Here is a 14,444-nt window from a genome sequence, read left to right as displayed (position 1 = left end):
TGCAGCTCGACGAAGTCGAGACGCTGTTCGCGTCGAACGCACTCGTCGTCGATGCGTGCCGCCACACGGTACGCGACGCGCGCACGACCGTGTCGCTCGCGCGACGGCCCGTGCTGTTCGTGCTCGCCCGCGCGCTCGGCGAGGCATGGCCGGCCGACGTGTCGCGAAACGCGCTCGTCGCGGCCGCGTTCCGCGCGAAACACGCGGACGAATCGCATCGCGCGCGCCTGCGCGTCGAGATCGGCCGGTTGCGCGCGGTGCTGCGGCCGCTCGCAAACATCGTCGCGACGCCGCGCGGCTTTGCGCTCGAACCGCTCGGCGTACGCGAGACCGTCGTCCTCGCGCGCCCGGTCGACGATCGCCACGCAGCCGTGCTCGCGCTCCTCGCCGATGGCGAAGCATGGTCGAGCTCCGCGCTGGCGCTGGCCCTCGGCGCGAGCCAGCGCACCGTGCAGCGCGCGCTCGACGTGCTCGCCGAAGCGGACAAGGTCCAGGCGCTCGGCCGCGGCCGCGCGCGCCGCTGGATGACGCCGCCGCTGCCCGGTTTCGCGACGACCTTGTTACTCCCTGCCCCGCTGCCGGGAAATTAGGATGACCTCACCGAACGACGAGGTGACGAACATGAAACGCTCCAGTGCAGAGATTCTTCGCGAATACGGCCCGTTTCCCGGCGTCGACGGCGTACACGGCGTCACGTTCGACGGGAAGTACGTGTGGTACGCGTCCGGCGACAAGCTGAATGCGCTCGACCCGGAGCGCGGCACGACCGTCCGCTCGATCGACGTCGCCGCGCATGCGGGCACGGCGTTCGACGGCCGCCACCTGTACCAGATCGTCGAGGACCGCATCGAGAAGATCGACCCCGAATCGGGCCGCGTGCTCGCGACGATTCCCGCTCCCGGCGGCGGCGGCGATTCGGGGCTGGCATGGGCCGAAGGCGCGCTGTGGGTCGGCCAGTACCGCGATCGCAAGATTCATCAGGTGGATCCGCAGTCGGGCGCCGTGCTGCGCACGATCGAGTCGAACCGCTTCGTCACCGGCGTGACGTGGGTCGACGGAGAGCTGTGGCACGGCACCTGGGAAGCCGATCAGGCCGACTTGCGGCACATCGATCCGCGCACGGGCCGGGTGCTCGAGCAGATCGACATGCCGGCCGGCGTCGGCGTGTCGGGGCTCGAATCCGACGGCCACGACCGCTTCTACTGCGGCGGCGGCAACAGCGGCACGCTGCGCGCCGTGCGGCGGCCCGCGCGGGTGCGGGCACCGGGCGACGGTGCGGCGGCGCCCGATCCGGCTGACGACTGATCCGCCGCCTGCCGCGATCGCTGCTGCGCGCGGCGCGCCCACCCACCGGCCTGCCCCGAGTGCAGGAATGAACAAGACGACGCCGCGACGGCGTCGCTAAGATGCGCGCTCATCAGTCACGTGTTCGGAGCAGTCGATGCAGCGCGGTGTGGTCTATGGTGTCCTGGCAGGCGCCCTGTGGGGCATGGTGTTTCTCGTTCCGCGGCTGCTGACCGACTTCTCGCCGCTGCTGCTGAGCGCCGGCCGCTATGCGATGTACGGTCTCGTGTCGCTCGCGGCCGCGCTGCCGGCCGCCCGCTCGCTGCTCGCGCGGCTGACCCGCGAGGATCTCGTCGCGCTGGTCAGGCTCGCCGTCATCGGCAACGTCGCGTACTACATGCTGCTGTCCGGCGCGGTGCACCTGATCGGCATCGCACCCAGCTCCCTGATCGTCGGCGTGCTGCCCGTCACGGTGACGCTCGCAGGCCTCGGCGACCACGGCGCCGTGCCGTTGCGGCGGCTCGCCGCCCCGCTGGCGCTGGTGATCGCGGGCATCGTCTGCATCAACGTCGACCTGTTCACGTCCGAGGCCGCACATGCGACGACGCTCGGCCAGAAACTCGCCGGCATCGCCTGCGCGGCGGGCGCGCTCGCGAGCTGGACCTGGTATGCGGTCGCGAACGCACGTTATCTGCAGCGCCATCATCGTTTCGGCGGCAACGAGTGGTCGGTCTTGTGGGGTGTCGTGACGGGCCTGATCGGCGGGCTCGTCTGGATCGCGATCCTCGCGCTGCCGGCCGGCACGTTCCAGGAAGCGGTGCCCGCGTCGCGCTGGCAGTTGTTCTGGCTGCTGAACCTCGTGCTCGCGATCGGTGCGTCGTGGCTCGGCAACGGGCTGTGGAATGCGGCGTCGAAGCGGCTGCCCCTCACGCTGTCGGGCCAGCTGATCGTGTTCGAAACCGTATTCGCGATGCTTTACGCGTTCGTGTACGACCAGCGGATGCCGCATGCGCTCGAGATCGCCGCGCTGGTGCTGCTGCTCGCCGGCGTCTATGGATCGGTGCGCCGGCATGGCGACACGCCCGCCGGCGGCGGGACGGCGGGAAGCGCGGCGGCAAACGCGAATGCCGCAGCCCATTGAACGCCGCGACGTTTGCTCAGACGAATCGAGTTGAAGGACGCGGATCGCTCCGCGTCAGCGCGCGTCCTTGTGCATCCACTTGCGGCCCTCGATGGAGCCGTCGCGGCGCGACTTGTCGACGCGCCGCTGGCGCGCGAGTTTCGGATCGACGATCAACGGGCGGTAGATCTCGACGCGGTCGTGGTCGGCGAGCAGCGTGTCGAGCGGCGCAAGCTTCCCGTACACGCCCGTCTTCGCGTTCGCGAGATCGATTTCCGGATGCAGCGCGAGCACGCCGCTCGCATCGATCGCCGAACGAACGGTCGCCCCTTCGGGGAGCGACAGCGGAATCAGCGTCTGGCGATCCGGCAGCGCGTAGCAGACTTCGATCGACAGCATCGCGTCACCCCTTCCCGTAGCGCTGGTCGGCGCGCTTCACGAACGAATCGACGAACGTGTTCGCGATGTGGCTGAACACCGGCCCGATGATCTTCTCGAGCAGGATGTTCGAGAACTCGTAGTGCAGCGCGAATTCGATCTTGCACGCATCGGCACGCAGCGCCGTGAAGCGCCACGAGCCCGTGAACTTCTTGAACGGGCCGTCCGTGAACTCCATGTCGATCCGCGTCGGGCGCTGCTGCGTGTTGCGCGTCGCGAAGTGCTGCTTGATGCCCTTGAAGTTGATGTCGATGCGCGCTTCCATCCCGCTCTCGTCCTGACGGCGAACCTCGACACCGCCGCACCAGGGCAGGAAATTGGGGTAATCGGCCACGTCGGTGACGAGGTCGAACATCTGTTCCGCCGAATGACGGATCAATACGGTTTTCTGGACATCTGCCATAAATCGCGCGGCATCGCTCAAGGTGGGAACGCAAGCCGGGCGATTCCCGCCCTGCTTTGCTAAAATCGTGATTTTAAACGAGTTGGCCCGATCCTTTCATGAGCATCATCGACAACAGGAAAGCGCACTTCGATTATCACATCGAGGAACGCTACGAAGCGGGGCTCGTGCTTGAGGGCTGGGAAGTCAAGGCGCTGCGCGCCGGGCGCGGCCAGATCAAGGAAGGCTACGTCGTGGTGAAGAACGCCGAGATCTTCCTGATCGGTACCCATATCAGCCCGCTGCCCGAAGCCTCGACGCACATCAAGCCCGACCCGGTTCGCACGCGCAAGCTGCTGCTGCACCGCGAGGAAATCAAGAAGCTGATCGGCAAGGTCGAGCAGCGCGGCTACACGCTCGTGCCGCTGAACTTCCACTACAAGGGCGGTCGCGTGAAGTGCGACATCGCGCTCGCAAAGGGCAAGAAGCTGCACGACAAGCGCGAAACCGAGAAGAAGCGCGACTGGGAACGCGAAAAGGCACGCATCATGCGCGCCGGCACCTGACGCGCGACGCACCCCGCAAACGACACGGCCCGCTCGAAGCGGGCCGTGTTGCTTTGGACTACGTGAATCGCCGATGCCGGCTGCGCGGCGGCTGAGGCAGCCTTCGGCACGCCATACCGCCTGCGTCGGCTGAAGAAAGGTGCCGCGGGCATCATCTGCGCCCCGGCTGCGCGACGATTCGCCGCACACCGATCGCACGCAGCGCGCCCTTCGCACACCGCGTACGTCCGACTCAGGCCTTCCCGCCCGAGGCCGCCCCCGCGTTCTTGACGATCGTCAGCGCCGACGAGATCGCGGTGCCGAGATCCGACAGGTTCGACGGCACGATCAGCGTGTTGCCCTGCTTCGCGAGATTCGAGAACGCTCCGACATACTGTTCGGCGACCTTCAGGTTCACCGCATCCATCCCGCCCTGCGACTGGATCGCGTTCGCGATCTTCTGGATCGCCTGCGCGTTCGCCTCGGCCACCGCCAGAATCGCAGCGGCCTCGCCCTGCGCCTGGTTGATCGCAGCCTGGCGCTCGCCTTCGGATTTCTGGATCGCCGCTTCGCGCGCGCCCGACGCGAGGTTGATCTGCTCCTGCTTGCGGCCTTCAGATGCGGCGATCAGCGCGCGCTTTTCACGCTCAGCGGTGATCTGCGCCTGCATCGCGTGCAGGATTTCCTTCGGCGGCGTCAGGTCCTTGATCTCGTAACGCAGCACCTTCACGCCCCAGTTCGCCGCCGCCTGGTCGAGCGCCGACACGATGTTGTGGTTGATGAAGTCGCGCTCCTCGAAGGTCTTGTCGAGTTCGAGCTTGCCGACCACCGAACGCAAGGTCGTTTGCGCGAGCTGCGTGATCGCGAGCACGAAGTTGCTCGACCCGTAAGACGCCTTCATCGGATCGGTCACCTGGAAGTACAGCACGCCGTCGACCTGCAGCTGCGTGTTGTCGCGCGTGATACAGACCTGGCTCGGCACGTCGAGCGGGATTTCCTTCAGCACGTGCCGGTACGCGATGCGATCGACGAACGGCAGCACGATATTCAGGCCGGGCGACAGCGTCGCGTGATAGCGCCCGAAGCGCTCGAGCACCCACGCATGCTGCTGCGGCACGATCTTCACCGTCTTCGACACGATCACGATCGCAATGACGAGCAGGACAACCCAGATGATCAGCGAATCCATGAAATATTCCCTCCTTGTTGTATCGGCGGACGATCAGCCCGCGGGTTTCGCCACGACCACGAGACAATTGCCGCGCACGGCACTCACCTGATACACATGCGCATCGTCGCGCTCGCCGTTCGCGAGCTCGACGTCCCAGTCGGCGCCGCGATACTGCACGCGCGCACGGCCGTCGCGCCACGCATCGACCGTAACGGTCGAGCCGATGTCGAGATTGACGTCCGGATTCGTCGACGTGTCGCGCTTCTGCTTGCGGCCGAGCCCCGAGCGGCGCAGCGCGATCATCGCGACGATCGCGACCGCGGCCGCCGCGCCGAACTGCACGTGCGGCGCGAAACCAGCCAGTTGCAGCAAGCCGCCCGCGAGAAAGCCGAGTGCGATCATCAGCAGGTAGAACGTGCCCGTCAGCAGTTCGGCCACGACCAGCACGCCCACCGCGACCCACCAGAACAGATGCCCCGACATCATTTTGGCCTCCAGAAAAACGCCCCCGATACTCACTATATTCGCTGCCGCGAGCGGAGGCGACCGGCACGCCCGGATCGGCACGTTGCGTACCGACAAATAAAAACACCCCGGTGCGTACCGGGGTGTTTATAACACGAACCTTGCATTTTGCCTTCAACGAAAGCGCGGCGGTACCGCGCTTTCGCCGAAGCGGCATCGCCGACCGTTACTTACGGTTGGCAAGCGCCTGCCACGTATCGATGATCGTGTCGGGGTTCAGCGAGATCGACACGATGCCTTCGTCGGTCAGCCATTGCGCGAAGTCCGGATGATCGGACGGGCCCTGGCCGCAGATACCGACGTACTTGCCCATCTTGCGGCAGGTATCGATCGCGCGCTTCAGCAGGAACTTGACGGCCGGGTCACGTTCGTCGAAGTCGACAGCCAGCAGTTCCATGCCCGAATCGCGGTCAAGGCCGAGCGTGAGCTGCGTGAGGTCGTTCGAGCCGATCGAGAAACCGTCGAAGTGCTCCAGGAACTCTTCGGCGAGGATCGCGTTGGTCGGGACTTCGCACATCATCACGAGGCGCAGGCCGTTTTCGCCGCGCTTCAGGCCGAACTTCTCGAGCAGGCCGACGACACGCTCCGCCTGCTTCACGGTACGCACGAACGGCACCATGATCTCGACGTTGGTCAGGCCCATCTCGTCGCGCACGCGCTTCAGTGCACGGCATTCCATCTCGAACGCCTGCGCGAAATCTTCAGCGATGTAGCGCGATGCGCCGCGGAAACCCAGCATCGGGTTTTCCTCGTCCGGCTCGTAACGCGAACCGCCGATCAGCTTCTTGTACTCGTTCGACTTGAAGTCGGACAGACGCACGATCACGGGCTTCGGATAGAACGCCGCAGCGATCGTCGCGACACCTTCCGTCAGCTTGTCGACGTAGAACTGACGCGGCGATGCGTGACCGCGCGCGACGCTCTCGACGGCCTTCTTCAGGTCCTGGTCGATGTTCGGGTACTCGAGGATCGCCTTCGGGTGAACGCCGATGTTGTTGTTGATGATGAACTCGAGACGCGCGAGACCCACGCCGCCGTTCGGCAGTTGCGAGAAGTCGAACGCGAGCTGCGGGTTGCCGACGTTCATCATGATCTTGACGGGGATTTCCGGCAGTTCGCCGCGCTGCACTTCCGTGACTTCCGTCTCGAGCAGGCCGTCGTAGATCTTGCCTTCGTCGCCTTCCGCGCACGACACGGTGACGAGCGCGCCGTCCTTCAGGACGTCCGTCGCATCGCCGCAGCCGACGACTGCCGGCACGCCGAGTTCACGCGCGATGATCGCCGCGTGGCAGGTCCGGCCGCCACGGTTCGTGACGATCGCGGCCGCACGCTTCATCACCGGCTCCCAGTTCGGGTCGGTCATGTCGGCCACCAGCACGTCGCCCGGCTGCACGCGTTCCATTTCCGACGGATCCTGGATCACGCGCACGGGGCCCGCGCCGATCTTCTGGCCGATCGCACGACCCGTCGCGAGCACCTGCGACTGGCCTTTCAGCTTGAAGCGCTGCTCGGCCTTGCCGGTTGCCTGGCTCTTCACGGTTTCCGGGCGTGCCTGCAGGATGAAGATCTTGCCGTCGCGGCCGTCCTTGCCCCACTCGATGTCCATCGGACGCTGATAGTGCTTCTCGATGATGACCGCGTACTTCGCCAGCTCGATCACGTCTTCGTCGGTGATCGAGTAGCGGTTGCGCTGTTCGTGCGGCACGTCGACCGTCTTCACGCGGCCCGGCTCGCCCGGCTGCGTGAATTCCATCTTGATCAGCTTCGAGCCGATCGAGCGGCGGATGATCGGGTACTTGTCCTGTGCGAGCGTCGTCTTGAACACGTAGAACTCGTCCGGGTTCACCGCGCCCTGCACGACGGTTTCGCCCAGGCCGTAGCTCGACGTGATGAACACGGCGTCCTTGAAGCCCGATTCGGTGTCGATCGTGAACATCACGCCGGCCGCGCCGACGTCCGAGCGAACCATGCGCTGCACACCGGCCGACAGCGCGACTTCCGCGTGCGTGAAGCCCTTGTGCACGCGGTACGAGATCGCGCGGTCGTTGTACAGCGACGCGAACACGTGCTTCATGCGGTCGAGCACGTCTTCGATGCCGACGACGTTCAGGTACGACTCCTGCTGACCGGCGAACGATGCGTCGGGCAGGTCTTCCGCGGTAGCGGACGAGCGCACGGCGAACGACAGCTCGCCCGGCGAACTGTTCTTCAGGATGTCGAACTGCTCGCGGATTTCCTGCTCGAGACGTGCCTGCATCGGCGCATCGACGATCCACTTGCGGATTTCCGCACCAGCTTCGGCGAGCGCCTTCACGTCGTCGATGTCGAGCGACTCGAGACGCTTGGCGATGCGGTCGGTAAGGTCGTTGTGCTTGAGGAAATCGCGGAACGCGAGCGCGGTCGTGGCGAAACCGGTGGGTACGCGAACGCCTGCTTCGGAAAGCTGGCTGATCATTTCGCCAAGCGACGCATTCTTGCCGCCGACGATTTCCACATCGGTCATCCGCAACTGCTCGAACGGAATTACATACGCCTGGTCCTTTGCGACGTTTGCTGCGTTAGTCATACAAGCCCCTAAGTGTGAAAAAAATGCTCGATTGCGCAAGTGGGCTCGGACGCGGGCGCTTGCAAAAAGGCGCGGCGCGTCTTGCGCAACCTGTTGGAGAAACACTCGCAGCGGCGAAAATCTTCTGACCCGATTTGCAAAAATCCCGGCAGAAGGGCGATATTTGCAGACAAATCGCCAAACTTGCCGGGAATTATGGAATCGAGCGGCAAAGCCTGGGGCGCCGTTCGCGCCCTGCCCCCGCAATTGCTTATCCAACAGGTTGCCGCTATTCTACCGTGCCGGCTGCCGGATGTGGCGCGACCTTGTCACTGCGTCTGGAGGCGACCCTCCAGCCGCCCGCGCAACCGCCCTTCACGCTCGACGTCCAGATTCATGCTGCCTACCGTATTCATCGTCTCCGACGGCACCGGGATCACTGCCGAAACCTTCGCGCACTCGATCCTCTCCCAGTTCGACCAGAAATTCCGTCTCGTGCGCGTGCCGTTCGTCGACTCGCTCGACAAGGCCTATGCGACCGTCGAGAAGATCAACGAGGCCGCCGTGCACGACGGCCGCCGCGCGATCGTGTTCACGACGCTCGTCGACAGCGAGTCGAACGACATCGTCAAACGCTCGAACGCACTCGTGCTCGACATGTTCCAGCGCTTCGTCGAACCGCTCGAACAGGAACTGGAGCTCAAGTCGAGCCACGCGATGGGCCGCGGCCACCAGAACGCGGACACCGAGGAATACAAGACCCGGATCGAGGCGATCAACTTCTCGCTCGCGCACGACGACGGCCAGTCGAACCGCAACCTGTCGGAGGCCGACGTGATCCTCGTCGGCGTGTCGCGCAGCGGCAAGACGCCGACGAGCCTGTATCTCGCGATGCAGTACGGCGTGAAGGCAGCGAACTATCCGCTGATTCCGGAAGACTTCGAACGCGGCAAGCTGCCGTCGGCGCTCGCCTCGCACCGCGAGAAGCTGTTCGGGCTGTCGATCGACCCGCAGCGCCTGTCGGAGATCCGGAACGAGCGGCGCCCGGGCAGCAAGTACGCGGCGCCCGAGAACTGCCGCTACGAAATCAACGAGGCGGAAGCGATGATGCGCCGCGAGGGGATCAAGTGGCTGTCGTCGACGCACAAGTCGATCGAGGAAATCGCGACGACGATCCTGCAGGAAGTCCGCCTCGACCGGCAGTCGTACTAAGGTCGAGCGCCGGCGGCCACCCAGACGCCGCCGGAAACAAAAAGGCCGCGTCGAACGCGGCCTTTTTTCGTGGTGCGCGGAATGCGCGAGCGTGGCGTCACGCTCACCGCTGCTGGCGCACCTGCTCGAACAGGCACACCGCCGCCGCGGCTGCGACGTTCAGCGACTCCATCCCGCCCGGCTGCGGAATCGTCACGCGATGCGTGGCCACCTCCCGCCAGTACGCGCAGACGCCTGCGCCCTCGTTGCCGAACACCCACGCCACGGGGCCCGACAGATCGCAATCGTAGATCGCCTGCGCGCCGTGCGAGTCGGTCAGCGCAACCGGTACATCGAGGCGTTCGGCGAGTTCACCGGCTTCGACATCCTCGTGGATCGACAGCAGGAAATGCGCGCCCATGCCCGAACGCAGCACCTTCGACGACCATGCGTACGCGGTCCCCGGCGCACAGAACACGTGGCGCACGCCTGCGGCCGCCGCGCTGCGCAGGATCGAGCCGACGTTGCCGGCGTCCTGCACGCCGTCGAGCACGACCGACGTATGCGTGACGCGAGTGGGCAGCGGTTGCGCCGGACGGTCGACGAGCAGCAGGAAGCCGACGCCGTTGACGACGTTCGACAACTGCCCGAACAGCGCGTCGGGCAGTGTGACGATCCGTTGCGCATCGATGCGCGCGACGATCGCCTGCGCCTCCGCGTGGCCGAGTGCGCCTTCGGTCGCCACGCACAGCTCGGGCGTCGCGCCCGTATCGAGGTACGCGCTCGCGAGATGGAATCCTTCGAGCAGCGCCTGGCCGCTGCGGCGCTGATGGGGCGTCGAACCCGCGAGCGCCTTCAGGCGCTTGTACAGCGGGTTGTCGCGGGAAGTGATGCTTTTCATCGAATCAGGTCGAGTGCCGCGCGAACCGGCGCGAACGAGCGCCGGTGCGCTTCGCATGGCCCGTGCTCGCGTAGCGCGGCAAGGTGTTTCGCGGTGCCGTAGCCCGCATGTACGTTGAAGCCGTACACCGGAAAACGTTCGTGCAGGTCGACGAGCATGCGATCGCGCGTGACCTTCGCGAGAATCGACGCGGCCGAGATGCTCGGCACGAGCGCATCGCCGCTCACGATCGCCTCGGCACGCACCGTCAGCGTCGGACAGCGGTTGCCATCGATCTGCGCGAGCGTCGGCAGCACCGACAGGCCCTCGACCGCCCGCTTCATCGCGAGCATCGTCGCGTGCAGGATATTCAGCGTGTCGATTTCGTCGACGCTTGCCGACGCGACGCAATACGCACGCGAACGTGCGACGATCAGGTCGTACAGCGCGTCGCGCTTCTTCGCGGACAGCGCCTTCGAATCGTCGAGCCCGTCGATCGGCTGCGCCGGATCGAGGATCACGGCGGCGGCCACCACCGGCCCCGCGAGCGGACCACGGCCGGCTTCGTCGACGCCGCAGACGATCTCGTCGGGCCGGCTGAAATCGAAACCGTCCTGCACGTCGCTCGACGCGCGGCGGCGTGGTGCACGTACTGCGGTCATGCGCGCCCCTTGCGTTGTTCGAGCACGCGCACGACCGCTTCGGCCGCCTTCGCGGCCGTGTTCTGCCGCAGCGAAAGATGCATTTCGGTGAATACTTCGGTCAGTGTGCGGCGGTTCGCGTCGTCGCGCAGCTGCGTGAGCGTCGCATCGGCGAGCGCCTCGGGCGTCGCGAAGTGCTGCAGCAGCTCGGGCACGACGAAACGCCCCGCCAGGATGTTCGGCAAGCCGACGTACGGCAGGTACCCCTGCCGGCGCATGATCTGCCCGGTCAGCCAGGGCACCTTGTAGGAGATCACCATCGGCTTCTTCAGCAGCGCGGCTTCCAGCGTGACCGTGCCGCTCTTCACGAGGATCGCGTCGGCCGCCGTCATCGCGACCTGCGAGCGGCCGTCGGTGAGCGTCAGCGCAAGCTGCGGATGCGCGTCGACGAGCGGCTGCAGCAGCGCGCGCAACGCGGGCGTCGCCGCCGGCATCACGAACCGCACGCCAGGTTCGCGCTGCTGCATCAGCGCCATCGCCGCAAAGAACGTCGGGCCGATCAGCGCGATTTCCGAACGCCGGCTGCCCGGCAGCACCGCGATCACCGGGCCGTCGGCCGGCAATCCGAGCGCGATGCGCGCGCCGTGCATGTCAGGCTCGAGCGGAATCTCGTCGGCCAGCGGATGGCCGACGTAGGTCGAAGCAACACCTGCCTTGTCGAGAATCGCCGGTTCGAACGGGAACAGGCACAGCATGTGGTCGACGGACTTCGCGATCTTCTTGATCCGGCCGCCGCGCCATGCCCAGATCGATGGGCACACGAAGTGGATCGACGGGATACCGGCATCGCGCGCGGCCTGTTCCACGCTGAAGTTGAAGTCGGGTGCGTCGATGCCGATGAACGCGTCCGGTCGCTCGGCGAGCAACTGGCGCTTCAGCTCACCGCGAATCCGCAGGATCTCGGGAATCTGGCCGAGCGCCTCGACGTAGCCGCGCACGGTCAGCTTGTCCATCTGCCAGTGCGAGTCGAAGCCCTGCGCGATCATCCGCTGCCCGCCGATCCCGTAATACTGGGCCGATTCGGGCAGCCGCTCGCGCAGCCCGCCGAGCAGCGACGCCCCGAGCAGGTCGCCCGACGGTTCGCCGGCCGCCATCGCGAGCCGGAGCTGAGTGGTCGGAAGCGGCATCGCTTAGCGGATGATGCCGCGTTGCGACGCGTCGATGAACTCGACGAACGCCTTGACCGCCGCGTCGCCGTCGCCGCCCGCTTCCGCGAGCTCGCGCAGCTGCACCTTCGCTTCCTCGAACGACAGGCCGTTCTTGTACAGCAGGCGGTAAGCGCTGCGCAGCGCCGAGATCGCATCGGGCGAGAAGCCGCGCCGACGCAGCCCTTCGACGTTGATGCCGTGCGGCTCTGCCTTGTTGCCCGCCGCGATCACGAACGGCGGAATGTCCTGCACGAGCGCCGAAGCGCCCCCGAGCATCGAGTGCGCGCCGATGCGCACGAACTGGTGGACGCCCGACATCCCGCCGACGATCGCCCAGTCGCCGATCTCGACGTGGCCGGCCATCTGCGCGTTGCTCGACAGGATCACGTGGCTGCCGACGGTGCAATCGTGACCGATGTGCACATAGGCCATGATCCAGTTGTCGTCGCCGAGCGTCGTCACGCCGCCGTCCTGCACGGTGCCCGTGTGGATCGTCGTGAATTCGCGGATCGTGTTGCGGCTGCCGATCACGAGCTTCGTCGGCTCGTCCTTGTACTTCATGTCCTGCGGACGGCCGCCGACCGACGCGTAATGGCCGATGCGGTTGTCTTCGCCGAGCGTCGTATGGCCTTCGATCACGCTGTGCGAGCCGATCGTCGTGCGCGCGCCGATCGTGACGTGCGGGCCGACGATCGCGTACGGGCCGATCTCTACCGATTCGTCGATCTGCGCGCCCGGTTCGACAATCGCGGTGGGATGAATCCTGGTCATGCGCCGTTGCCTCTCGATGTGATGTGTCGCGTTGCGTTGCCTGTGCGTGCCGCGTCGCTCAGGGCGCCACGTCGGTCGTCTTGACCGTGCACATCAGTTCGGCTTCCGCCGCCACCTTGCCGTCCACTTCCGCCACCGCCTTGAACTTCCAGATGCCGCGGATGTAGCGTTCGAACGTCACGTTCAGAATCAGTTGGTCGCCCGGTTCGACCGGACGCTTGAAGCGCGCGCCGTCGATCCCGACGAAGTAGTACAGCGTGTTCTCCGGATCCTTCGGCTGCTCTTCCGAGAAGGTCAGCAGCGCCGCGGCCTGCGCGAGCGCCTCGAGGATCAGCACGCCCGGCATCACCGGCCGCTTCGGGAAATGCCCCTGGAAGAACGGCTCGTTGATCGACACGTTCTTCAGCGCTTTGATTCCCTTGTGCGGTTCGAGTTCGAGCACGCGATCGACGAGCAGAATCGGGTAGCGATGCGGCAGCAGCGTGAGGATCTTGTGGATGTCGAGATTGATTTTTTCAGTGCTCATGATGGTTCGTCTCACGCAGAGGCTGCGCGGTGGTGATGCAAAGGCTGAAGCGGGCCGCCGTGCGGCCCAGTCTGGCAAACCGGGCCGGTTGCGCTGGCCGTGCCCGGTTCGAGGTCTCGCATGATGCGCTCAGGCGCCCGTGCCGCCCTGGGCGGCGAGCGCGGCCTCGAGCGCCTTGATGCGCTCGCGCAGCTTGTCGAGGTTGCGCACGAGCGCGGCGCTCTTGTTCCATTCGCCGTGGTCGACGGCCGGGAACGCGCTGGTATAGATGCCGGCCTTCGGCAGCGACTTCGATACGCCCGAATTCGCGGTGATGATGACATAGTCGCCGAGCGTCACGTGGCCGGCGATCCCGGCCGCGCCGCCGATCATGCAGTGGCGGCCGATCGTCGTGCTGCCCGCGATGCCCGCCTTGCCGGCGATCACCGTGTAGGCGCCGATCCGGCAGTTGTGGGCGATCTGCACCTGATTGTCGATCTTCACGCATTCTTCGATGACGGTATCCGCCATCGCGCCGCGGTCGATCGTCGTGTTCGCGCCGATCTCGACGTCCGGGCCGATCGATACGCCGCCGACCTGCGGGATCTTGACCCAGCTGCCGGTGCGCGCGTCGCCGTCGCCGACGAAATCCGGCGCGAAGCCGAAACCGTCGGAGCCGATCACGGCGCCCGCATGGATGATCGCGCGCGGGCCGACCTTGCAGCCGTGGTACACCGACGCGTTCGGATAGATGTGCGAGCCCGCGCCGATCGTCGTGCCGCGGCCGATGAAGACGTTCGCGTCGAGCTGCACGCCGTCCTCGATCACCGCGCCCGCCTCGACCGTCACGTGCGGGCCGATCACCGCGCTCGCGGCGACCTGCGCGGCCGGATCGATCGTCGCGCTCGGATGCACGCCGGCGGCACGCTGCGGCGTGGCCAGATCGATGAACATCTGCGCGACGCGCGCGAAGTACGCGTACGGATTCGGCGTGACAATGAAATTGCGACCCGTCGCGGCCGCGCCCAGCTTTTCCAGATCCTTCGGCGCGATCAGCACCGCGCCGGCGCGGGTCGACTCGACCTGCGACAGGTACTTCGGATTCGCGAGGAACGCGAGTTGCTGCGGGCCTGCCTGGTCGAGCGGTGCGAGCCCGCTCACCTTGCACTGTGCGTCGCCGGCGATCTCGCCGCCGAACCGCTTTACGAGTTCCTCAAGCGTCAATGCCATTCGTCGTC

General features: G+C 66.1%; 15 protein-coding genes and 1 pseudogene. 5 read left to right on the top strand and 11 right to left on the bottom strand.

The features are described 5' to 3' along the window. The 3 genes and pseudogenes from ABY44_RS16020 to ABY44_RS16010 form a co-directional block, all read left to right on the top strand. Positions 1 to 590, top strand: a pseudogene (locus ABY44_RS16020) (helix-turn-helix domain-containing protein); the annotation flags it as partial. 31 nt (positions 591 to 621) lie between these two features. Further along, on the top strand, positions 622 to 1,305 hold the full coding sequence (locus tag ABY44_RS16015) for a Vgb family protein (RefSeq protein ID WP_060170463.1): 684 nt from the start codon (positions 622 to 624) through the stop codon (positions 1,303 to 1,305). Between the two features lie 136 nt (positions 1,306 to 1,441). After that, positions 1,442 to 2,425: a DMT family transporter gene (locus ABY44_RS16010; protein WP_060170426.1), complete on the top strand. Its 984-nt coding sequence runs from the start codon at positions 1,442 to 1,444 to the stop codon at positions 2,423 to 2,425. 54 nt (positions 2,426 to 2,479) lie between these two features. Here the strand turns inward: ABY44_RS16010 and ABY44_RS16005 are convergent, their stop codons facing one another. Further along, complete coding sequence (locus ABY44_RS16005; RefSeq protein WP_021159122.1) at positions 2,480 to 2,803, bottom strand: RnfH family protein; 324 nt, start codon at positions 2,801 to 2,803, stop codon at positions 2,480 to 2,482. Positions 2,804 to 2,807: 4 nt separating this feature from the next. Further along, complete coding sequence (locus tag ABY44_RS16000) at positions 2,808 to 3,245, bottom strand: type II toxin-antitoxin system RatA family toxin (protein ID WP_027787100.1); 438 nt, start codon at positions 3,243 to 3,245, stop codon at positions 2,808 to 2,810. 98 nt (positions 3,246 to 3,343) lie between these two features. On the opposite strand from ABY44_RS16000, the gene smpB reads away from it, so the two are divergent. Continuing rightward, entirely contained in the window at positions 3,344 to 3,790 is a 447-nt protein-coding gene (gene smpB / locus ABY44_RS15995; RefSeq protein ID WP_006478511.1) for an SsrA-binding protein SmpB, read from the top strand. A 232-nt stretch (positions 3,791 to 4,022) separates the two neighbouring features. Here the strand turns inward: smpB and ABY44_RS15990 are convergent, their stop codons facing one another. The 3 genes from ABY44_RS15990 to ppsA form a co-directional block, all read right to left on the bottom strand. Next, positions 4,023 to 4,958: an SPFH domain-containing protein gene (locus ABY44_RS15990; RefSeq protein WP_014896750.1), complete on the bottom strand. Its 936-nt coding sequence runs from the start codon at positions 4,956 to 4,958 to the stop codon at positions 4,023 to 4,025. 33 nt (positions 4,959 to 4,991) lie between these two features. Further along, positions 4,992 to 5,426: an NfeD family protein gene (locus tag ABY44_RS15985; RefSeq protein WP_027787099.1), complete on the bottom strand. Its 435-nt coding sequence runs from the start codon at positions 5,424 to 5,426 to the stop codon at positions 4,992 to 4,994. A gap of 205 nt (positions 5,427 to 5,631) precedes the next feature. After that, the gene (gene ppsA, locus ABY44_RS15980) at positions 5,632 to 8,031 is read right to left on the bottom strand and encodes a phosphoenolpyruvate synthase (RefSeq protein WP_027787098.1); all 2,400 of its coding nucleotides are present in this window, start codon (positions 8,029 to 8,031) and stop codon (positions 5,632 to 5,634) included. Between the two features lie 375 nt (positions 8,032 to 8,406). On the opposite strand from ppsA, the gene ppsR reads away from it, so the two are divergent. After that, positions 8,407 to 9,222 carry a posphoenolpyruvate synthetase regulatory kinase/phosphorylase PpsR gene (gene ppsR, locus ABY44_RS15975; RefSeq protein WP_021159117.1) on the top strand — a complete coding sequence of 272 codons (816 nt, stop codon included), beginning with the start codon at positions 8,407 to 8,409 and terminating at the stop codon, positions 9,220 to 9,222. Positions 9,223 to 9,325: 103 nt separating this feature from the next. Here the strand turns inward: ppsR and ABY44_RS15970 are convergent, their stop codons facing one another. The 6 genes from ABY44_RS15970 to lpxD all read right to left on the bottom strand — a co-directional run bounded on the left by ABY44_RS15970 (position 9,326) and on the right by lpxD (position 14,436). Next, the gene (locus ABY44_RS15970) at positions 9,326 to 10,102 is read right to left on the bottom strand and encodes a TrmH family RNA methyltransferase (RefSeq protein ID WP_027787097.1); all 777 of its coding nucleotides are present in this window, start codon (positions 10,100 to 10,102) and stop codon (positions 9,326 to 9,328) included. Continuing rightward, the gene (rnhB, locus tag ABY44_RS15965; RefSeq protein WP_027787096.1) at positions 10,099 to 10,743 is read right to left on the bottom strand and encodes a ribonuclease HII; all 645 of its coding nucleotides are present in this window, start codon (positions 10,741 to 10,743) and stop codon (positions 10,099 to 10,101) included. Before rnhB ends, ABY44_RS15970 begins: the two co-directional genes overlap by 4 nt. Beyond that, positions 10,740 to 11,909 carry a lipid-A-disaccharide synthase gene (gene lpxB, locus ABY44_RS15960; protein ID WP_027787095.1) on the bottom strand — a complete coding sequence of 390 codons (1,170 nt, stop codon included), beginning with the start codon at positions 11,907 to 11,909 and terminating at the stop codon, positions 10,740 to 10,742. Before lpxB ends, rnhB begins: the two co-directional genes overlap by 4 nt. A 3-nt stretch (positions 11,910 to 11,912) precedes the next feature. Next, complete coding sequence (lpxA, locus tag ABY44_RS15955) at positions 11,913 to 12,701, bottom strand: acyl-ACP--UDP-N-acetylglucosamine O-acyltransferase (RefSeq protein WP_021159113.1); 789 nt, start codon at positions 12,699 to 12,701, stop codon at positions 11,913 to 11,915. A gap of 58 nt (positions 12,702 to 12,759) precedes the next feature. Then, on the bottom strand, positions 12,760 to 13,227 hold the full coding sequence (gene fabZ / locus ABY44_RS15950) for a 3-hydroxyacyl-ACP dehydratase FabZ (RefSeq protein ID WP_021159112.1): 468 nt from the start codon (positions 13,225 to 13,227) through the stop codon (positions 12,760 to 12,762). 129 nt (positions 13,228 to 13,356) lie between these two features. Next, positions 13,357 to 14,436, bottom strand: a complete 1,080-nt coding sequence (gene lpxD / locus ABY44_RS15945) for a UDP-3-O-(3-hydroxymyristoyl)glucosamine N-acyltransferase (protein WP_060170429.1) — start codon at positions 14,434 to 14,436, stop codon at positions 13,357 to 13,359. Between the last annotated feature and the right edge of the window lie 8 nt (positions 14,437 to 14,444).

This window comes from Burkholderia sp. ZZQ-2 (assembly GCF_050768715.1).
Taxonomy (GTDB): domain Bacteria; phylum Pseudomonadota; class Gammaproteobacteria; order Burkholderiales; family Burkholderiaceae; genus Burkholderia; species Burkholderia cepacia.
Note: the sequence above shows the minus strand (reverse complement) of the source record. Positions and strands in the feature narration are given on the sequence as shown.